18 protein-coding genes are annotated in these 20,273 nt (G+C 51.1%); 6 read left to right on the top strand and 12 right to left on the bottom strand.

Annotated features, from left to right (window positions below; genetic code table 11):
- Positions 1 to 89: 89 nt before the first annotated feature.
- Both ACJJIB_RS05385 and ACJJIB_RS05380 read right to left on the bottom strand, forming a co-directional pair.
- Entirely contained in the window at positions 90 to 773 is a 684-nt protein-coding gene (locus ACJJIB_RS05385; RefSeq protein WP_444888093.1) for a fimbria/pilus periplasmic chaperone, read from the bottom strand.
- Positions 774 to 955: 182 nt separating this feature from the next.
- A complete protein-coding gene (locus tag ACJJIB_RS05380; protein ID WP_444883871.1) occupies positions 956 to 1,279 on the bottom strand; it encodes a hypothetical protein in 324 nt (107 codons plus the stop codon).
- A gap of 271 nt (positions 1,280 to 1,550) precedes the next feature.
- Between ACJJIB_RS05380 and ACJJIB_RS05375 the strand changes: the two genes are divergently transcribed.
- The gene (locus ACJJIB_RS05375; protein WP_444883870.1) at positions 1,551 to 2,243 is read left to right on the top strand and encodes a glycerophosphodiester phosphodiesterase family protein; all 693 of its coding nucleotides are present in this window, start codon (positions 1,551 to 1,553) and stop codon (positions 2,241 to 2,243) included.
- Positions 2,227 to 3,435, top strand: a complete 1,209-nt coding sequence (locus ACJJIB_RS05370; protein WP_444883869.1) for a glycerol-3-phosphate dehydrogenase/oxidase — start codon at positions 2,227 to 2,229, stop codon at positions 3,433 to 3,435. Before ACJJIB_RS05375 ends, ACJJIB_RS05370 begins: the two co-directional genes overlap by 17 nt.
- Before the next feature lie 45 nt (positions 3,436 to 3,480).
- Here ACJJIB_RS05370 and ACJJIB_RS05365 read toward each other — a convergent pair whose 3' ends face one another.
- Positions 3,481 to 3,909: a GNAT family N-acetyltransferase gene (locus ACJJIB_RS05365; protein WP_444888092.1), complete on the bottom strand. Its 429-nt coding sequence runs from the start codon at positions 3,907 to 3,909 to the stop codon at positions 3,481 to 3,483.
- Between the two features lie 654 nt (positions 3,910 to 4,563).
- Here ACJJIB_RS05365 and dusA point away from each other — a divergent pair.
- From dusA to ACJJIB_RS05350, 3 genes are read left to right on the top strand one after another with little or no spacing between them, the layout of a single operon-like run.
- Positions 4,564 to 5,541: a tRNA dihydrouridine(20/20a) synthase DusA gene (gene dusA / locus ACJJIB_RS05360; RefSeq protein WP_444888091.1), complete on the top strand. Its 978-nt coding sequence runs from the start codon at positions 4,564 to 4,566 to the stop codon at positions 5,539 to 5,541.
- A gap of 55 nt (positions 5,542 to 5,596) precedes the next feature.
- Positions 5,597 to 6,592 carry a transaldolase gene (gene tal, locus ACJJIB_RS05355; RefSeq protein WP_444888090.1) on the top strand — a complete coding sequence of 332 codons (996 nt, stop codon included), beginning with the start codon at positions 5,597 to 5,599 and terminating at the stop codon, positions 6,590 to 6,592.
- On the top strand, positions 6,573 to 7,031 hold the full coding sequence (locus ACJJIB_RS05350; RefSeq protein ID WP_252084695.1) for a tellurite resistance TerB family protein: 459 nt from the start codon (positions 6,573 to 6,575) through the stop codon (positions 7,029 to 7,031). Before tal ends, ACJJIB_RS05350 begins: the two co-directional genes overlap by 20 nt.
- A gap of 49 nt (positions 7,032 to 7,080) precedes the next feature.
- Here ACJJIB_RS05350 and ACJJIB_RS05345 read toward each other — a convergent pair whose 3' ends face one another.
- The 7 genes from ACJJIB_RS05345 to hrpA form a co-directional block, all read right to left on the bottom strand.
- Positions 7,081 to 7,599 carry an STAS domain-containing protein gene (locus tag ACJJIB_RS05345; RefSeq protein ID WP_252084694.1) on the bottom strand — a complete coding sequence of 173 codons (519 nt, stop codon included), beginning with the start codon at positions 7,597 to 7,599 and terminating at the stop codon, positions 7,081 to 7,083.
- A gap of 205 nt (positions 7,600 to 7,804) precedes the next feature.
- Entirely contained in the window at positions 7,805 to 8,983 is a 1,179-nt protein-coding gene (locus ACJJIB_RS05340; RefSeq protein ID WP_444888089.1) for a PP2C family protein-serine/threonine phosphatase, read from the bottom strand.
- Positions 8,984 to 9,021: 38 nt separating this feature from the next.
- Complete coding sequence (locus ACJJIB_RS05335; RefSeq protein ID WP_444883863.1) at positions 9,022 to 9,921, bottom strand: MlaA family lipoprotein; 900 nt, start codon at positions 9,919 to 9,921, stop codon at positions 9,022 to 9,024.
- A 173-nt stretch (positions 9,922 to 10,094) separates the two neighbouring features.
- On the bottom strand, positions 10,095 to 10,877 hold the full coding sequence (locus ACJJIB_RS05330) for an HvfC family RiPP maturation protein (RefSeq protein WP_444888088.1): 783 nt from the start codon (positions 10,875 to 10,877) through the stop codon (positions 10,095 to 10,097).
- Positions 10,858 to 11,703: an HvfB family MNIO-type RiPP peptide maturase gene (locus ACJJIB_RS05325; protein ID WP_444888087.1), complete on the bottom strand. Its 846-nt coding sequence runs from the start codon at positions 11,701 to 11,703 to the stop codon at positions 10,858 to 10,860. The genes ACJJIB_RS05330 and ACJJIB_RS05325 overlap by 20 nt, the downstream gene beginning before the upstream one ends.
- A gap of 81 nt (positions 11,704 to 11,784) precedes the next feature.
- Complete coding sequence (locus ACJJIB_RS05320) at positions 11,785 to 12,123, bottom strand: HvfA family oxazolone/thioamide-modified RiPP metallophore (RefSeq protein WP_252084690.1); 339 nt, start codon at positions 12,121 to 12,123, stop codon at positions 11,785 to 11,787.
- A gap of 233 nt (positions 12,124 to 12,356) precedes the next feature.
- On the bottom strand, positions 12,357 to 16,271 hold the full coding sequence (hrpA, locus tag ACJJIB_RS05315) for an ATP-dependent RNA helicase HrpA (protein WP_444888086.1): 3,915 nt from the start codon (positions 16,269 to 16,271) through the stop codon (positions 12,357 to 12,359).
- A gap of 167 nt (positions 16,272 to 16,438) precedes the next feature.
- Here hrpA and ACJJIB_RS05310 point away from each other — a divergent pair, with 167 nt between their 5' ends.
- Entirely contained in the window at positions 16,439 to 17,932 is a 1,494-nt protein-coding gene (locus tag ACJJIB_RS05310; RefSeq protein ID WP_444888085.1) for a peptide MFS transporter, read from the top strand.
- A gap of 126 nt (positions 17,933 to 18,058) precedes the next feature.
- Here ACJJIB_RS05310 and ACJJIB_RS05305 read toward each other — a convergent pair whose 3' ends face one another.
- Entirely contained in the window at positions 18,059 to 19,240 is a 1,182-nt protein-coding gene (locus ACJJIB_RS05305) for a vWA domain-containing protein (RefSeq protein WP_444888084.1), read from the bottom strand.
- Between the two features lie 100 nt (positions 19,241 to 19,340).
- Positions 19,341 to 20,186, bottom strand: coding sequence for an AAA family ATPase (locus ACJJIB_RS05300; RefSeq protein WP_252084686.1), 846 nt, complete (start codon positions 20,184 to 20,186; stop codon positions 19,341 to 19,343).
- Positions 20,187 to 20,273 lie beyond the last annotated feature (87 nt).

Raw genomic sequence — 20,273 nt, 5'->3', positions numbered from 1 at the left:
ATAAGAGGGATACCAAACCAGGCCTTAGATATCCCCTTATCGTATTTAATCTATATCACCAAGTCAGTAAAATCTTAGCTAACTGACTCTTAACCACCCAAGGGAAGGCGCACTCGCTCGCTATCACGCCCTCTGAGTAAGACCTCCAACTCACCTTCGGTGGGAAGGCCCTCTAACGTCAGGCTTGTTCCAGCATAAAGGCGACCTGAAATATCAAGCTTTTGACACTCACCCTCGCTTGGGCAATGGCGAGCCTCAACCACTTCAACATTGATATTTCCGGTATTCTTTAAGTAACGTTGACTCCCATCGGCCTGTAACTCCAGCTGGTAACTTCCATCCTCAGGCTGCACAAATACTAATGCCTGGTAGGCCACAAGAATTTTCAGTGCGGTTTGCTCCGATTTAACCTCCCCAACTACCGGCTTGAAAGTAACACGATAGACCTTCTCTTCCTTTAAATCTCTATCCAACGCCATTAGACGAAAACGTTTCCGCTCTCCTGGCGCCAATATGGCCTTGGCCGGACTCACCAACAACCTGAATTCATCCGGGTTAATCACTCGAATGCGCTCTTCGTTCTCTAGCCCGGGATTATCTACCCGAAATATTTCTGTCTGAACATACAGGGTCTCTTTATCCGGATTAGTGATAACCACGTCATCACGCGCATTGGGAGCATCATCAAGATAGAAAATTATTTTATCCAGGGACATGGCTGCCAGTGCGGGCTGCCCCAATAGCAACAAGAAAGAGAGCAGTATTTTTTTCATCGCTCTATCATCCACCTAAATTAACCATTATTTTAAAAACTGCATTCATCGAATTTATATGGCTGTTTGTAATACTCTTGCCATATTTCTGTTCCAACTCAGGGAGTCCTACAGAAATTCACCCCCATACAAAAGAATTAACTTAGAGCCAGTCATTCAAAAATGATTTGTTCTTGAAATGATTACTCCGCTGAAATCATCACTCCCGAAAAGTTCTCAATGGACTTTGTTTCCAGGCACTTATCAGCACCTGAATAATATACACGCTGCTCAGAGGAAGACAGCAGAGCTTCGCTTGTTAAACGAAAATGTTTGGCCGGTATGTTGCGTAGACAAAACCTTGCCGATTCCCTGCTTCGCTCATAACGCCACTGCACCTGAGGTGTAAAACTCAGCACTATCTGTGAAGTTGCCTGGGCAGTCTGTCCTGCAGACTGTACATGCTCCGCTAACGCTAGCACAGTGGTGGAAATTGCCAAAAGCAGAATACGTCTTTTACTACTCACGGGGGCTATATACCTCTTTAACAGCGCAGTTATGCCACAGCTGCACAGACATCTAAAGGGCACACCTTAAGTTTAGCTGGCTATTCCCTAGTCTTGAGGAATGCACTTGAGCATTGAAATTTCCGCCCAACTCTACTTGCAACAACCTCTCCAGGGTCTATTTTTCCTGTAAGACCCAATTCCAGCCTGGGTCATTTGACCCTTGGGTTACAGAGCGCCTAAGCGCCTATATCCACTCGACAATAACGCCTGCTTTCCGGATTTGACTCACATGCTAATCGCGCACCGAGGCGACAAAACCCGCCACCCGGAGAATACCATCGCCGCCTTCGAGGCGGCCCATAATCTGGGCGCCTGCGCCATTCAGTGCGATGTCCGTTTTAGCTTGGATGGCACTCCCTGGTGCTACCATAGCGATACACTGCCTATGCCAAGTGATAAGCGCCAACATTTCTTCCACGACCTAAGGGACTCCCAACTCAACCGCTTACCTATCGACTCCTTTATAAAATTGGTGGACTGGGCCAGCTGTCACCGGCACCTGGATTGGTTTGTAGGCATCTCCGCAGCCAATATCACCAACATGGGTTTTACAGCCGTGGTAAAGAAGCTCATGGAGTTAATGCGTAACGAACGCGAGTCCTTCGCGCTGCTCACAAAAGACTGTCGCAGTCTTCGGGCCGCCCGCAGCATGGGCTGGCATAGGGTGGCCTTGCAAATCAACAGCGTTCCACGCTGCCTGTCTGCCGATATCGTCACTCTCGCCCCGGAGTTTCTGCTGATTCGCGACAGCTTCGTCGATTGCGAAGAATTACCCCCTGGCCCCTGGCAGTGGGTTGTCTATGAAATTAACTCTGCTGAAGAAGCTGTACTCTGGCGAAAGCGAGGTGCGCACCATATCCTCACCGGTAACCTGCCACTATTGATGCGCTCCTGGGAAGCGAGTGATGTCTACGGATTTTGATGTACTGGTAGTTGGCGCGGGAATTCTTGGCGCAGGCACCGCAGAGGCCCTGGCCAAGGAACGGCATTCAGTTGTGATTCTGGAACAGCTCGGTATCGCCGCAGCCACCTCCTCACGCTCATCCAAGCTTATCCATGGGGGCCTGCGCTACCTCGAGAGCGGTCAATTCCGACTTGTCTATGAGTGCCTGCGCGAACGTCACTGGCTGCTGGAAAATAAACCGCAGTTGGTGCGTATGGTGCCCTTCTACATTCCTATTTACCGTGACAGCAAACGACCACCATGGATGGTCAGACTGGGGCTTAGCCTTTACGCGCTCCTCTCGGGTATCGGCAGTGAGGCCTCGCGCTTTCGCGCTTTACCCAAATCCGAATGGGATACCCTACCTGGCCTCAAGCAGGAGGATCTACTCGCAGTATTTCGCTATTATGATGCGCAAACTGACGATGCCGCCCTAACCCGTGATGTAGTCGCCTCAGCAATTGCGCATGGTGCGCAAATCATCTGTCCCGGCAGTTTAGTTGGGGCTGAAGTTACCGAGGAGGGGGTGCGGGTTGATTACGTTGCCGACGGCAAACTCAATACTCTACACACCCGCGCCCTGGTTAATTGCAGCGGCCCCTGGGTAGCGACCACCAACGCGCGCTGTTCTCCCTCTGTAACCCTACCTCCTATAGACCTTGTCGCTGGCACCCACATATTGTTGCCACTGTCGCTCGGCAATAAGATCTTCTATGTGGAAGCCGAGGATCATCGAGCGGTCTTCGTAATGCCGTGGCAAGACAAAACCTTAGTTGGCACCACAGAGCGCCCCTTCTTCGGCGATCCACGGGAAGTGGTTCCCACCATGGAAGAGGAGGCTTATTTGCTACGTACGGTACAGCAGTATTTTTCCCAGACACGCAGCCTACAGGTGGAGGATATATGTGATAGCTATGCTGGATTGCGGGTTCTACCGGAAGCGGAAAAAAGTCCTTTCGCCCGCTCGCGGGAATCCATGATTTGCTGTGATAATGAGCGCAAGCCTCGTATTCTCGCGGTTGCCGGCGGCAAGCTTACCAGCTACCGCGCCACCGCACGCAAGCTGGCTAAAAAATTACAAGCCACCCTGCAAGGTAAGGGCCCCCCAAGCGAAAACTATTCCTCACACATTAATACGTCCAGCACCTCAGAAAGGGAGCGCAATCTTTAAAATTATCTAAACAGCATTTAGAAGTCTGTAAATACCTAGATCCATTTATAGTGTTTTAGATAAATAATGCGATGCTTGCCCTTTGGGGCGACCGGACAAGGTTGCCATGTGCTCATAGCCATTTTTTTCATAAAATGGCTTTGCCTGCCAGCTTGTTGTCTCAACCAATGCTTTCTCACACCCTTTCTCTCTAGCGAAAAGTTCAGCGTTTTTTACAAGTTCCGCACCAACACCTTGACCTCGGCACTCTTCCGAAAGCCAAAGCAACTCAATATGCAAAGTATTCCAATAACAAGAAGCACGGATACCACCAATTATCTCATTAGAGGAATTTCTAGCAAAAACTGTAAATTTAACCTCATCTTCATTTCGCTCAAGCCCAGGAACACTTGCTTGGTTAAAGTCGATAATACCTTGACTTAATATATTGGAATCATCTTTAGATGGTGACGTTGTAATATCTATACTGAACATTTTTCACTCTTATACTTAACAACCAATAAAGCTGGACCAATACCAACTTTCACTTTTTAATTTGCATAAAAAATTGACCATCGAAGATGGTATGGTTTCCACTGTTGCAACCAAGACTTTTAATCACTTGAACTTAGTCTAATTATTATTTTTCTGCTAATACCAATTACTCCCTGAAGCACTACTACAATAAGTAACAAGAGGTAACACTCACAAGTGCGATATGGTTGAAATTTACATGACCAATTATTAACCCACCTCGCACCAAAGTACAAAAAATCCACTCTTTAGAGATTTAAGTCAAGTGTTATATATGACTGTTTATCAACGCTGTCACGAGAAGATAAAACCCATTAATTTCTAAAGGTACAAATCGATAAGCAACTGGAAGAAAATATTAAATACGAATTTACAGAATTATGATATTGATTGAATTACTCCTACCAACTCCCAATTACCTTGTTTTTTCTCTCTGAGGGCGAGCTAACTTTGTCACTCAGTTTTTATAAAGCATTCAAGTATATTGAGCCACCCTCTAGCCCACTTCTGCCCCCTCTCTTTTATGCAATGTACCCTAACACTATGGGGTCTTTGTTTTACATCCCATATAATGGCGGGCTACTCTGTTTTTATTAGTCTTTTACATCGTAGTTTATGTCTGATTACAGTCCCCACCGCTTTTGCACCGCGCCACTACTCGATTGGAGTGACCGTCACTGCCGCTATATGTGGCGCCTACTGAGTAAACGCGCCCGCCTTTATAGCGAAATGGTGACCACTGGGGCAATTTTGCACGGAGATCGCCAGCGCCACCTGCAATTTGACGCTGGCGAACTGCCTGTCGCCCTACAACTTGGCGGAAGCGACCCGCGCGAGCTGGCGAAGTGCGCACGAATTGCCGAGGAGTGGGGGTATGCGGAAATCAACCTCAACTGCGGCTGCCCCAGTGACCGGGTTCAGTCTGGACGTTTTGGCGCCTGTCTGATGGCGGAACCAGATGTTGTAGCTGCCGGCTTATCTGCGATGCGTGACGCAGTGTCTATTCCGGTCACAGTCAAACACCGTATCGGTATAGACGATATGGAAGACTACCCTGGCCTGACCCGTTTTGTGGAGGCACAGGCAGCCATCGGCACAGAGACATTTATCGTCCATGCCCGCAAAGCCTGGCTACAGGGCCTCAGCCCAAAGGAAAACCGCGAAATCCCACCGCTTAACTACGATATGGTTTACCAGCTGAAAGAGGATTACCCACAGCTGCAAGTCATCATTAACGGTGGCATTAATTCTCTGGAAGAATGCCAGCAACATTTACAGCGGGTAGATGGTGTTATGCTCGGTCGCGCCGCCTATCAGACCCCAGCGCTTCTTTCGCAGGTGGACAGTGTGTTGTTTGGAGAAAATGAAGGACCCGATGCCGCGCAAGTGGTCGAGCAGATGTTGCCCTATATCGAGCGAGAACTGGCAAGTGGTCAACGCCTCAACCATATTACCCGGCATATGCTCGGGCTCTTTCAGGGCCTGCCCGGAGCACGCCGTTTCCGTCGTCATCTAAGTGAAAATGCTCACAAGAAAGGGGCAGGGCCTGAGGTTGTGGAGCAAGCTTTGTCACTGGTCACCCAAGCGGCTTAACTTGGAAGGCCAGTATTTCATAGGAAGGGAAGCCAAATACTATCGAGGGATCACGATGAATAAACTGGATCAACTCAAACAGCGCAGCCAGGTGGTAGCAGATACTGGCGATATTGATGCCATACGCCGCTATCGCCCCCAGGATGCCACCACCAATCCCTCTTTACTCTTTAAGGCTGCCCAGCTGCCTCAATACAAGGGCCTGATCCAAGAGTCACTGGACTGGGCAACTCACCACCACAGTGGCGCCAATTCCTCTGAAACAGCGCGGCTGGCTGCAATCAAGCTGGCTGTCAGTATCGGCAGTGAAATATTGCAATTGATCCCTGGGGTAGTCTCTACCGAGGTAGACGCGCGCCTGTCTTTCGATACCCGCGCCACTATTGATTACGCCAGACACCTTGTGGCCCTGTACGAGCGAGAAGGCGTAGCCCGGGAGCGAGTACTAATTAAAGTCGCCGCCACCTGGGAGGGAATAGCAGCAGCAGAGATACTGGAACGGGAGGGCATTCACTGCAACCTCACCCTGTTGTTCTGTTTGAGCCAAGCGATTGCCTGCGCCGAAGCTGGAGTGACACTGATCTCTCCCTTTGTTGGCCGCATCCTCGACTGGCATTTAGCCAATGGGGACCGCAAAGCCTTTAGCGGTGAAGAGGATCCCGGTGTACTGTCGGTACGCAATATCTATCATTACTATAAGTCGCGCGACTACTCCACCATTGTGATGGGCGCCAGCTTCCGCAACACGGAGGAGATCGAAGCGCTGGCCGGATGCGATCGCCTAACCATCAGCCCTCAGCTGCTCCAGTCTCTGGAAGAGAGCGAGGGTTTATTGGTTGGTGGACTTCCCACGGTCAACGAACCGCTGTCACGCCCTGAGGGGCGACTCTGCGAAGCGGCATTCCGCTACCAACTCAACAGTGATGCCATGGCCACAGAAAAGCTCGCCGAGGGTATCCGTAATTTTGTCAAAGATCAGGAGCGGCTCGAAATGCTGCTGCAGAGCCAAGTGATGGGACGCCGGGAAACTGATGCTGCAACAAATCCGTAAGCTGTTTGAACAGATTGGCAACAGTGCCGATGTCGAAATGCACGATGAAAAAGACGTGCGAATGATCAGTGCCGCCTTACTGGTTGAGGTGGCTACTGTGGATCAAAAGCTAGACCCGCGCGAACGTAACACTTTGATCGAACTACTTTGCCAACACTACGCACTGAGCAGCCATGCGGCGGCAGAGATTATTGATGAAGCCATAGAGCAAAGGGAGCGAGCCACTTCCCTGTTTGAGTTTACCCAGGCCGTCAATGACCAGTTCAGCGAGCGAGACAAGTACCTGCTGGTTCGGCAGATGTGGCAGGTGGCTTTTTCCGACGATGTGATCGAGGCTTTTGAAGAACATCTAATCCGCCGGGTTTCCGAGTTAATTTACCTTCCCCACGGACTCTTTACCCGCGCACGGGCGGAAGCTAGAGACATGCGGAGTAGCTGAAAAGTTTTGCCGGGGCGTTAAAACTTTGAAGGAGGGTGTTTGTTAAATCTCAGTGCAGGTGCGCGGAGGACTTGCTGTGGGAGCCACATTCTAGCTCGAGGGTATGGACCAGATCGCGAAAAGTTTCCGCATTTTGCTCGTTCATACTCATCAGCACCCGGTGTGCCTCTAGTACCTTCTCCCGAGCAGCACATTCATCCGGGGTTTTACAGACCAACGGAGTTGTCTCCACGGAGAAATCACGTTTCTCATCGCTGATTTCCATCAGGGAATCGAACCCCATCGCATCTAGCAGGTGTTGAATACCCCTATCGGCAAGGAATACCAAGGGCTTCTGGCAGCCGCGCTCCTGGGCGCGAATCGCGATCTTGGCCATCAGCCCCAGGGTTGTGCTATCCACACCCTCGGCACCGTGTAGGTCAAAGGCCACACCGGCAAAGTCACTGCTTGCAAACATATTATCGATAAAACTATCGAAAGAAGTGCATAGGTTGAGGCGAACATCGCCCATCAATTTAATGATGTAAACGCCCTGGTGGGCCCCAACCATAATTTGCCCGGACTGCATAACAACCCCTGGCTCACCCGAACACACTCAGTGGATTAAAGTGTACTGGATGGCGAAAGTTCACTGGTAGAGCAAAAATGCTTGCGGCGGTTTTGCCGCCTCGGCACTTTTGTGCATAGGATGGGCGGAGCTTACTCCTGACTGCTGGGACTGACAAGAGTGCTAGGGCATGAAATTCGACTATTTAGTCGCAGAAATGCCACCTCTAAACGTGGGCAAGGGTAAGAATTGTAATGTCATCGGGTAATGCACCAAAAGTATCCACTTTCAGGCTCTCACACAGTACTCCCAACTCACCGCCCGTAGCGCTTATCAACTCTAGTAACCGCTCTTCTTTTTGCAGTAAATCGCCTTCGAGTAACTCCAGTACACCATCGGAGCAGGCCACCAACCGCCAACTGCTGGGCAGCTCGGCACACATTACCTGCCAGTCACCCCGCTCAAAAATGCCCAAGGGCCGCCCCTTGCCCGGCAGCCAGTCGGCGTCAGCGGCACTGGCAAGCGCCGGCATGGGAATCTGTCCGGCGACAGCATAATGCAGTTGGCTAGCGGCGGTATCTACCACACCGATAAACATGCTGGCGTGTTTACCCATACCTGTGGATAAGAGCTCGCGGTTAATCAACTCCAAAACTTCCAACAAGTCGGAGTCCAGGGACTCCAGTTGGGAAAACAAAGGGCGCTCACGCAGGCGATGCATCACGCTGTTTTTGATCAGTGCCGTAACCAGTGCGGAGGACACCCCATGCCCTGAGACATCCACCAGATAAAACGCCACAAAGCGCTCGCCGAACAAACCGTAATCGACAAAATCGCCGCTGAGATACAGAGAGGGGATCAGGCGGTAGGCGGCCTCAACGCCGCTGGGATAAAAATAGGGACTGCGTGGCAACAGGTGCTGCTGCAGCAAGCGACCGGCCTCCTGATCACGGCGCAATACTTCTACGTGCTCGCGCAGCTCGCTATTGCGCTGCTCCAGGGTGTTGCGGTACTCAATATTCTGCTGGGCGAGGTTTTCCGCGTCGGTGATACGGCAGATTACTTTATCGATCAATGCAGCCTGTTGAATGGGTTTGATTAGATAATCGCAGGCCCCCAGACGCATGGCCTGTAATACTTCGTGAAGCTCACCCTGCTCGGCAATCATTACAACCGCCGTCGCCGGGGAGCGGAGCTTGATTTTGCGCAGTACCTCCAACCCATCCATATCGGGCAGGAGTAGATCGACGATAACCAGCTGAAACAGTTCGGGAGTAAATTGTTCTATGCCTTGCTGGCCACTATCAGCTACAGCAACTGAAAGCCCTTGACGCGAAAGCGCTCCACGCAAGAAATTGCGGGAGCGCTCATCATCGGTCAGTAACAGGCTACTGGGGCCGGCCATGGCAGGCTCTTTTGGAAAGGGGTTTAATTAGCTGTTGCTCAGTAGTCACTGGACTCTTCGACTTCCCCCTGATCGATTGCCTCGGCAGCTTCGGTCGCGGTATCCACATCCACTTCACCATCCACAATCAAGAAATCGCGGCGCTGCAGGTAGGCGTCGCGCAGCAGAATATAGCGATCACCCTGCAGAAGGGATTCAGCCTTCAGCAGGCTAGCGCGACTCTGGATAATATCGGTAGCCTTAAGCGTATAGCGAGTGGGATCGTGCTCCACATAGGTCAGAGGATTGGTGTAGTAATCCACCACTCTAGCTGGCGTATCCCGCACCGTGGAGGGCCCTAGCAGTGGCAACACCAGGTAGGGACCAGAGGGTACCCCCCAAACCGCTAGAGTTTGGCCAAAGTCCTCACCGTCACCTTTCTCCAAGCCCATATGCTTGGCAACATCAAAAAGACCGGCAATACCAATGGTGGTATTGATTAGCAGACGACCGGCGTCATTACCCGCCTGGCCCCACTTGCCCTGTAACACACCATTGAAGGTATTGGTCACTTCAGCCAGATTACTGAAAAAGTTGCTTACACCTTGCTGTACAAATATCGGGGTAATCTGCCGATAACTCACAGCCGCCGGTTTTAGCACATAGCGATCCGCACCGTCATTGAAGCTGAATATGGCGCGGTTAAATCCCTCCCAGGGATCGCGAAGAGAAAAGTCTTCACCTTCCTCACTCTCAAATTCTTCCGCGGGGTCAAAGCCATACTCATCCAGTAGTGAACCATTGGATTCACCACTAACGTCATTCTGCTCTACCGCCTCAGGCTGGGCTGAGGGAGTGGCGGCGTCACCAAATGGGTCCTGTGTCGCCAAAGCGCCCATGGGGGAGATGGCCAGTATTGCGGCCATCAACCAGGGCGATAAATCTCTGCGTCCTAGCAAAACCCTGCTCCTCTTCTAACAAATTTCAAGGTCAAGGATTCTAACGCCCCCGCAAACTGTAAACCACCCTCGGCAGCATAGCAGCTGGTATTCATCAAAGATGCCGCAGTTTCAGGCAAGCACACGCTGTCACAGAAAGGTAAATTGCGCCAGAAATCCTAGGCCCGGCCGATCTACTCTGTCGCCAGAGGCCGCAAACCAGCGATCACTCCGTTATCCAGTAATTTCTGGAGTAACTCAATACCGAAGCCGAAAAGGGCTTCGCTATCGACTTGCGGTAGCTCGGCAGCAATTTGTGCCAACAACTGCTCCCCTGTGACATCACCCTCTGAGGCCAACTGCAATAGTCGTGCGGTTACTGCATTGATTTCCATAAAGCTGACTTCATCGCTAAGGTCGCGATAGACCAGCAAGAAGGTGGGAGAATCAGCTGGCTCCTGGGGCTGATAGGTAGGACCGATACGGTGCACCGGGAAACGGTAACTGAGACTCCACACCAGTGGTGACACCACCGGAATAGAGGTCAATAAATCTCCCTGGCGATCCAGGTCGGTGGGAATCTCCTCAGTACTCACATCCAGCGCCAGCTCCACCCACTCATAATGAGCCAGCTCCAATAGAAACGCTGGGTCTTCCTCCCGCTGTTCCCTCTCCTGTTGCAGGTAAGTGAGAAACTCCTCACTAATCTGCAGAAAGTAGGGGCTCTTGGAAGTGTGGTGCTGAACAAAATCACGCACCATTTTGTGCCAGTGCTCATCACTGTAGAGGCTGCGTAATACAGGGAAACCACTGGCAATAAAAGATTCGATATTGTTGTAAATCAGGTCCCGATATATGGCAACTCGCCGGTCCTCAATATCCTCTGGCGCCTCAACTTGATCAGGGGCGCGTAGGTGATTGGCTAAAGCCCGCTGTAAGCCTTGGAACCTGGCTGTCTTATCGGCGACTGATGACATAGCTCTCTTCTTCTCGGTGACAGGCCTGAATGCTCTTGATCTGTTCCACTTCCTGAAACAATTGCGGTAGCGGTGGGATATTGAAATCGCGCTCCAGCAAGGTCGGCATGACACCGTGTATCTCGTAGGCTTTGTTCAACAACTGCCACACGGGATCAATCACTGCAGCACCGTGTGTATCCACTTTCAGATCATCCGCCTCATCGTAATGCCCGGCTACATGTACATAACGCATACGCTCGGAGGGAAGCCCGCGCAAAAACTCCAGGGGGTCATAGCGATGATTGATTGAATTCACATAGATATTATTTACGTCGAGCAGAAGGTCGCAGTCCGCCTCTTGCAGGACCGCCTGCAAAAATGCCAGCTCACTCATCTCCTGACCCGGCGCCGCATAATAGGAGACATTCTCCATGGCAATACGTTGCTCCAGGGTATCCTGCACAATGCGTATTCGCTCGGCGACATACATTACCGCTTCTTCGGTAAAGGGGATGGGTAATAAATCGTAGAGATGGCCCTTATCTGAGCAGTAGCTCAAGTGCTCGCTGTAAAGACGGATATTGTGATCGCGGATAAACTGCTTGATCGAAGCAAGCAGGTCCATATCCAGCGGGTCAGACGAGCCAATAGATAGAGACAGGCCATGTAGGATAAATGGATATCGTTCGCTGAGCTGGTGAAACCAGCGGCCATAGCGCCCGCCGACGCCAATCCAATTCTCCGGCGCCACCTCAAAGAAATCCACCGCACCCGATGAAAGTTCTTCACCCATCATAGAGCGACGCAGCCCGAGACCGGCACCCTCCACTGGATAATTACGCACCGCTATTTGCCTCTAGTGATAGTGAAAAGTACTTGGGGCGGCCCTTAACACAGTGCCGCCCCAATCGCGCGTGTTGGGGTATTAGTTACCGCATTTCCCCTCGCCGCACTTACCTTCTTTCTTTTTACCTTCTCCACACTTACCTTCGCCGCATTTACCTTCTTTCTTTTTGCCTTCGCCGCATTTACCTTCTTTCTTTTTGCCTTCGCCGCATTTACCTTCTTTATTCTTGCCGTGGCCGCACTTGCCTTCTTTCTCCTTGTCATCGTGATCGGCCAGAGCCAAGTTATAACCGGAGGTGAGCTCAGCAGCGGCAAACGGGTTAGCTTCAGCGGTGGATGCAGATACATTCATCGCAGCAGTTGCAATAAAAGCAGCACCAACAGCAGCTGCTACAGGGGAAAGATGCTTCTTGTTCATAATGAATCTCCTAACTAATACCCAATGTAATATAACTCTCTATGACTTTTTCTATGTCCCGCAACAGTATAATGATGCGCACTGAAAAACCGTCATATTGTGAAACCGGCTCACAGCCATCACATATTTAATGATGCCGCGTATGCTTACCGACTCTCATTCATCTGTCGGGCCAGTTTGGGAAATATTACACAAGGCCACAAATTTTTTTGTGAACTATGGCTAAGCAGTACTCAACCGAGCAGCTCCATGCCATCAATTTCTATCCAAACTTTGTGTAGGCGCTTGGCGGAGATCGGCATCAGAGTCTTTAACGTCTGTGCAAACAGGCTCACACGGAATTCCTCAAGCATCCAGCGATACTCTACCAGCGCAGGCTCTGATGCCAGCTCTCTCCTCGAAAACTTCTCTATCTGATTATCGAAAGACTCGGCAGCCTTGTGGTACTCCACTTGCAACTTGCGGTCGCGGTTTGGATCGAGGGCCGCCTTTTCCAGACGCACAGAAATCGCCTTGAGATAACGGCCATACTGGCGCAACCATTGCAGAGGGGTATCAAACAAGACACCCCGGTAGAAAAGTCCTGCCAATTGCTGCTGGATATCCCCCACCGCCATAGCGACTGCCAGGTTCTTTTGCTGTTTGATCTGCTTGCGCAGGGGGACCAATTGCCCCAGGGCTTTGACCAAAAGGTCGCCAATTTCCTGAGCCACTCCCACCAAATCACCCTCTTTCTCCAGTGCAGATAGAAATTCAGCTTCACTGCGTGGCCAGTTTTCATCTCCCCAGAAGACTTCACGCGCGGCAGCCATCAGAATATCGTCTGCCACTTCTTCGCGACGCCCCAGATCTGCGGCGGAAAGCCCCAACTCTTTGCCACGCAACAGCTCTTTACGTAAATATTTCACCTTCTCGGGCAAGTGCAACAGAGCCAGGCGGCAGATCCCAGCACGACTCAGGCGTCGCGCTTCAGCGGGATTATCCAGCAATTTCAGGGAAACACTTTCCTTAGCTTCTACGAGCGCCGGATAGGCGCGTACCTTGAGCCCTCCCTGATCGAGTGTGTGAGTTTCCGGCAGTTCACCAAAATCCCAGCTGGTAATATCATCCCGCTCGAAGCTATCGCCCGCATTTGCCAGTCCCTGCTGTACCCGGTCGCGATAGCGTGCCTGCAATAGCGAGAGATCGCGATCCTGATCCAGCAATTTTCCTGACTCATCCAACACCTGGATATTAAAGCGGTAGAAATCTTCCAAGGAATGTTCCGCAGATTCCCAGGCATCTTCAGGCAGCTGCTGAGCGGTCTGACGTTGCAGCTCCAAGGCCAGCGACTGCCATAGGGGAGTATTGTCTGCGCGCAGTCGCGGCAGGGCCTTATCCACAGCCGCCGGTACCGGTACAAAATATTTGCGCCACTGTTTCGGCAGGGCTTTTATTAGGGCGATACATTTATCTCGTAAAATTCCAGGTACCAACCAGGAGAGTCGAGCGGCAGGCACCTGATGTAACGCCCCAACGGGCACCTGGATACTGACGCCATCATCCACACTGCCGGGCTCGAAGTGATAACGGAGTGGGTAAACAATACCCCCAGCCTGCAGTTCGTTAGGGAATTGCGCCTCACCCACGTGATCAGCACTCTGCTGCATCAACAACTCACGGGGGATAAACAGCAACTGCGGATCACTGGTTTCAGCTTTCTTGCGCCAATGCTCAAACCCGGCCAGGTTGACGACATCTGCGGGAACTAGTTCATCGAAAAAGCGATAAACCACTTCATCGTCCACCAAAATATCCCGGCGACGGGACTTGGCTTCCAACTCTTCCAGGGACTTCAACAGATCAGTGTAGTGCTTATAAAAACGACCCTTGCCGCGATAACGCTGTTCCACTAATGCTTGGCGAATAAATACTTCCCGGGCGATTTGCGGGTCCAACTTGCCATAGGGGATACGGCGTTTTTCTACCAGTACCAAGCCGTACAGAGAGACTTTTTCAAAAGCCATTACTTGCCCAGAGCGGACATCGTAGTGGGGCTCAAAATAATTGCGTTTTACCAGGTGCTTAGACGCAGCCAACACCCAGTCCGGTTCTATTTTCGCAACAGTATGGGCGAACAAGCGGCTGGTTTCTAATAACTGAGCGGAAACCACCCAGCGCGGAGGTTTTTTAAACTGGCCGGAGCCGGGGAAAATATGGAAGCGACGATTACGACAACCGATAAATTCCTTATTCTCATCTCGAGCGCCAATATTACCGAGTAAACCCACGACAATGGCCCGGTGTATTGCCTCGTACTCCGCAGGTTCTTTGTTTTCTTTGACTTCGAGGTCCCGGCAAGCCACACGCAATTGGTGGTGAATATCTCTCCACTCACGCATACGCAGCCAGGATAAGAAGTTTTTCTGGCACCATTTGCGCAGCTGGTTTTGGCTCAGTTCCTGACGCTGAGTCTCGAAGGCATCCCATAGCTGCACAAAGGATAGAAAATCCGATTGCTCATGCTGCCACTGTCGGTGCTTTTCATCCGCCGCTTGGCGCTTTTCCGCCGGGCGTTCGCGCGGGTCCTGCACGGCCAGGGCGGCGACAATAATTAATAATTCGCGCGCACTGCCATTGTCCGCACCGGCCAGCAACATTCGACTCAATCGTGGGTCCAGCGGCAAACGTGAAAGTGCGCGGCCCAGTTTGGTTACTCTGCCCTGGTCATCGACTGCCTGTAATTCCTGCAACAATTTATAGCCGTCATTGATCAGGCGCGGATCGGGCGGATCGACAAAGGGAAACTCACGGATATCGCCGATACGCAGCTGCAACATTTGCAGGATTACCGCTGCCAGATTAGTGCGCAGAATTTCCGCATCGGTAAATTCTGCACGCTGAGCAAAGTCCCGCTCTTCGTACAAACGCACACAGACACCGGCACTGACACGACCACAGCGGCCAGCGCGCTGGTTGGCACTGGCCTGTGAAACCGGCTCAATGGGCAATCGTTGGATTTTACTGCGATAGCTGTAACGGCTGACACGCGCAGTACCCGGGTCAATCACATAGCGAATTCCCGGCACCGTAATGGAGGTCTCCGCCACATTGGTGGCTAGAACAATACGGCGACCTTTATGACCGTGAAAGACCTTAGCCTGTTCTGCCAGACTTAATCGCGCATATAAGGGCAGTATCTCTAACTGAGCTATCTGCGCATCCCGCAAAGCCTTGGCACACTCGCGGATTTCCCGTTCACCACTCATAAATACCAGGATGTCCCCGCCGCGCCGGCTGCTGGACTTTTCCTCATGCAGTAACTCTTCAACTGCTGCGACAACCTGCTCATTGAGGTCGGCATCGCTATCTGCCGTCGGGCGATAGTGAATTTCCACCGGGTAGGTGCGACCAGATACTTCGATAATCGGTGCGTCATCAAAGTGCTGAGAGAATTTTTCTAGATCAATCGTAGCTGAGGTAATAATCAGTTTTAAATCTGGGCGCTTGGGCAGAATGGTTTTTAAATAGCCCAGTAGAAAATCAATATTGAGGCTGCGTTCATGGGCCTCGTCGATAATCAACGTATCGTATTTATTCAAGAACGGGTCACGCTGAATTTCAGCCAGCAGAATACCGTCAGTCATCAATTTGACATGAGTGTGCTCAGTACTGTGGTCGGTAAAACGCACTTGGTAACCGACTGATTCCCCCAAAGGTTGCTGCAATTCTTCAGCAATTCGATTGGCCACTGTGCGCGCGGCAATTCTACGTGGCTGTGTATGCCCAATCTGGCCATAAATACCCCGCCCCAGGGACAGGCAGATTTTGGGTAACTGGGTGGTTTTACCGGAGCCGGTTTCACCAGCGATAACAACAACCTGATGCTTTTCGATCAGCTCGGCGATTTCCTCACGCCGCGCCACTACAGGTAACGACTCCGGCCACTGCACTTCGGGCAATTTGCCCCGGCGCTCTTCTGCCAGAGACTGGGAAACCTGCAGCTGCTGCTCCAGCTGGGCCAACATACGATCGACCGGCTTGCCCTCTTTCTGGCGCCGGCGCACATTTTTAACCGTTCGATACAGCTGGAAGCGGTCCTGCCCCATACAGCCGGAGATTCGGGCCTGTAAAGCGCCCAGGCTTTTATCTGCTTCGGTGTGACTCATAATTCATACAGAATTGGTAAACGGGAGATTATACCCGCACTTTGCTAAGGGGCAGAAAATCCCTTGGTGGCGCTCAACTATACTGGTCCAGATAGTGATTTTTTTCACAGGCGCACTGCTTTTGGTGGCAGTGCTGCGCCTTAGGGTCACACCTTGCGAGCAGTACTATGCAAGAGATCAAGCCCAAGCCCCCCGCCAGCGCCGGACAGCTGTTTGGCCACCCCAAAGGGTTGTTTCTGCTGTTTGGCACCGAGATGTGGGAACGTCTCAGCTACTACGGCATGCGCGGTATTTTTGTCTTTTACCTGACTTCCACTGCCACTGCCGCAGTCTTCGGCTGGGAACAGCTCACCGATACTGAATTGCAGTCCAAAGCCCTGAGCTATCTGGGCTGGTACGCCATGTTGGTGTACCTGACCCCCATTATCGGTGGCTGGATGGCTGACAACCGCTGGGGGCAGCGCCGTTGCATCATGTTTGGCGGTACCCTGATGATGCTGGGGCAATTCTCCCTGGGTTTTCCTCATACCTGGCTACCAGACGGTAGTGAGATTTACATGCTGTGGCTGGGGCTGGCCCTACTGATTATCGGCAATGGTTTCTTTAAACCGAACATCTCCACTATGGTCGGGGATCTCTACGAAGAGGGGGACCACCGCCGCGATACCGCATTTACTATTTTCTATATGGGGATCAACCTGGGCTCAATTCTCGGTTATTTGGTCGTAGGCTGGATTGGGGAAAAGGTGGACTACCAGCTCGCCTTTATTGTTGCAGGCATTGGTATGTTGCTGGGCCTGATTCTGCAAATGACTCAAGCCAAACGCTACTTGGGAGAAATAGGCGTAGAACCCTCCGCTCATCTGGAACTGAAAAATAAAAAAGACGAGGAGGAAAATAAACACCGCCCCCTCACACAGGAAGAGCGGGATCGCATTAAAGTCATTCTGGTTCTGGGTGTGTTTATCGTGGTTTTTTGGGCTGGTTTTGAGCAAGCTGCCGGGTCAATGAATCTATTTGCCAAGTACCGCACCGACCTGAATATCTTTGGATGGGAAATTCCTGCCAGCTGGCTACAAATGGTCAATCCCCTGTTTATTATTATCCTCGCACCGATTATGGCCTCTATCTGGGTAGGTATGGGAGATCGCGAGCCGAGTTCACCCGCTAAATTCAGCTTGGGGTTAGTTTTTCTCGGAATCGGCTTTCTCTCTATGTGCGGCGCGGCACTACAAATCGGCGACTCCGAGACCATTAAAGCAAGCATCTGGTGGCTGATTTTCGCCTACATTTTTCACACCATTGGTGAACTTTGCCTGTCACCTATCGGACTTTCTGTGGTGACCAAATTATCTCCCCTGCGTTATTTATCCCTGATGATGGGACTCTGGTTTGCCTTTATTGGTATCGCCAACAAAGGGGCAGCAGAGATCGGTAAATTAGTGGGGGTTTCTGGACCACTCGCCACTTTCGGCGGTGTCGCACTAACTGCCATAGTGGCCGGTTTTATTCTATATTTGATTCGTGAAAGACTAGTAGATTGGATGCACGGTGCAGAAGAGGTGCATGTTACAGTGGGCGAAACCACCAGAGAAGAAATCAGTATTACTGCTGATCACGAGGGAACGCCACCCAAACACTTCAGCGGTAATAAAGAGTAGTACTTGATTAACTCTAAAATTATCTATCGGGTAGTTCGGCACAGGAGTGTGCCGCCTGCGGATAATTCCTTGCCTAAAACTCCTTAGATTAGAGCTTCTTGCAAGGAACCTTCATTGACGCCGCTATTAGCGGCCTTTGACTAAATAGGCAATCGCCCGATCCAATCCCTCAAGGGTCATCGGATACATATGGCCATCCACTAGACGCTGGGTCATGCCGATACTGGGCGTAAACTGCCAATACTCCTCATCAACCGGATTTAGCCAGATCAGATTGTGGTAAATATCGGTGATACGTTCCATCCAGGCTGCACCCGGCTCTTCATTCATATGCTCAACACTGCCGAAACGGCTGGTAATTTCGTAGGGTGCCATAGAGGCATCACCGACAAAGATTACCTTGTAGTCCTTGCCATAGGTACGCAGTACTTCCAACAGAGACGTATTCTCGCTATAGCGCCGCTGGTTGTCTTTCCACACATGTTCATAGACAAAGTTGTGAAAATAAAAATACTCCAAATGCTTAAATTCTGAGCGGCAGGCAGAGAATAACTCTTCACACACACGCACATAAGGGTCCATAGAACCGCCCACATCGAAAAAGATCAGCACTTTTATTGCGTTGTGCCGCTCTGGCACCATCTTAATATCCAACAAACCCGCATTGCGCGCAGTGGAAGAAATGGTGTTATTCAAATCCAGTTCTTCTGCTGCGCCAGTGCGGGCAAATTTACGCAACTTGCGCAGAGCCACTTGGATATTGCGGGTTCCCAGGCTGATACTGTCATCCAGATTTTTAAATTGGCGCTTCTCCCAAACCTTGGATGCCGAGCGATTACGTCCCTGCCCTCCCACCCGAATACCCCCCGGGTGATAGCCACTGTTACCAAAGGGGCTGGTGCCACCGGTACCTATCCAGCGATTGCCGCCACTGTGGCGCTTTTTCTGCTCTTCGAGACGCTTTTTGAACTCCTCCAGCAACTTTTCCAAACCACCCAGGCTTTGGACTTTGGCCTTTTCCTCTTCGCTTAACTGCTTGAGAAATTCCGCTCTGAGCCAATCTTCCGGGATCATTTGCTCAACGATATCGTCGAGGGTTTCCAAATCTTTGAAATAGGCCTCGAAAGCGCGGTCGAACTTATCGAAATGTTTTTCATCCTTCACCAGACAGACACGAGCGAGGAAATAAAATTCCTCCAGATCTGCAAAAACCAGGCGCTGTTGTACAGCCTCCAGCAAGGCCAACAACTCGGTGATGGATACCGGTAATTTATAGCGACGTAAATTCAGGAAAAAGCCAATCAGCATAGTAATTCGCAGTCAGCAATGGGAAAAAATGCTCAGTGGTACCGAGCGGAACATCATCAGGGGCAGAAGTTTACCCCTAATGAAAGGCAACAAGGCTTGCTCAGCGGTTGTCACGACGTGCCATAAACGCCAGGCGTTCGAGCATATGCACATCTTGCTCATTTTTCAGCAAGGCGCCATACAGTGGAGGAATGGCACTGCTGTTATCGCGATTCTTGAGTACTTCTTCCGGAATATCATCGGCCATCAACAACTTCAACCAATCAATCAGCTCTGAGGTGGAAGGCTTCTTCTTTAAACCCGGTACTTCGCGCAACTGGAAGAAAATATCCATCGCTTCTGCGACCAGTTGTCCTTTAATTTCCGGGTAATGGACATCGACAATTTTGCGCATGGTATCGCGGTCGGGAAAGCTGATGTAATGAAAGAAGCAGCGGCGCAGGAAGGCATCCGGCAGTTCTTTTTCATTATTCGAAGTAATAATGACAATGGGGCGGTGCTTGGCCTTGATAGTTTCTCCGGTTTCGTAAACGAAGAATTCCATGCGATCCAGCTCCACCAACAAGTCGTTGGGGAATTCGATATCCGCTTTGTCAATCTCATCGATCAGCAGTACCACACGCTCTTCCGCAGCAAAGGATTCCCACAGCTTGCCGCGCTTGATGTAATTGGCAATATTGTGAACCTTATCCACCCCCAACTGGGAGTCGCGCAGGCGGGATACCGCATCGTACTCGTAAAGTCCCTGCTGGGCCTTAGTGGTAGATTTGATATGCCATTGGATCAATTTCATTCCAAGGCTCTCGGCAACCTGTTCCGCGAGCAGTGTTTTGCCGGTGCCCGGTTCGCCTTTGATCAACAAAGGGCGCTGTAAGGTGACGGCTGCGTTCACCGCCATCTGCAGGTCTTCGGTAGCTACATAGCTATCGGTACCGGTAAATTTCATGCTTACTCCAATCCTGTCATCACGCTATCTTCAGATCCAGCGAATGATAATTGAACAGCGGGGCGGGTGGCGAGGCGGGAACGATCA

The organism is Microbulbifer mixtoriginis (SeqCode) (genome assembly GCF_052467705.1).
Note: the sequence above shows the minus strand (reverse complement) of the source record. Positions and strands in the feature narration are given on the sequence as shown.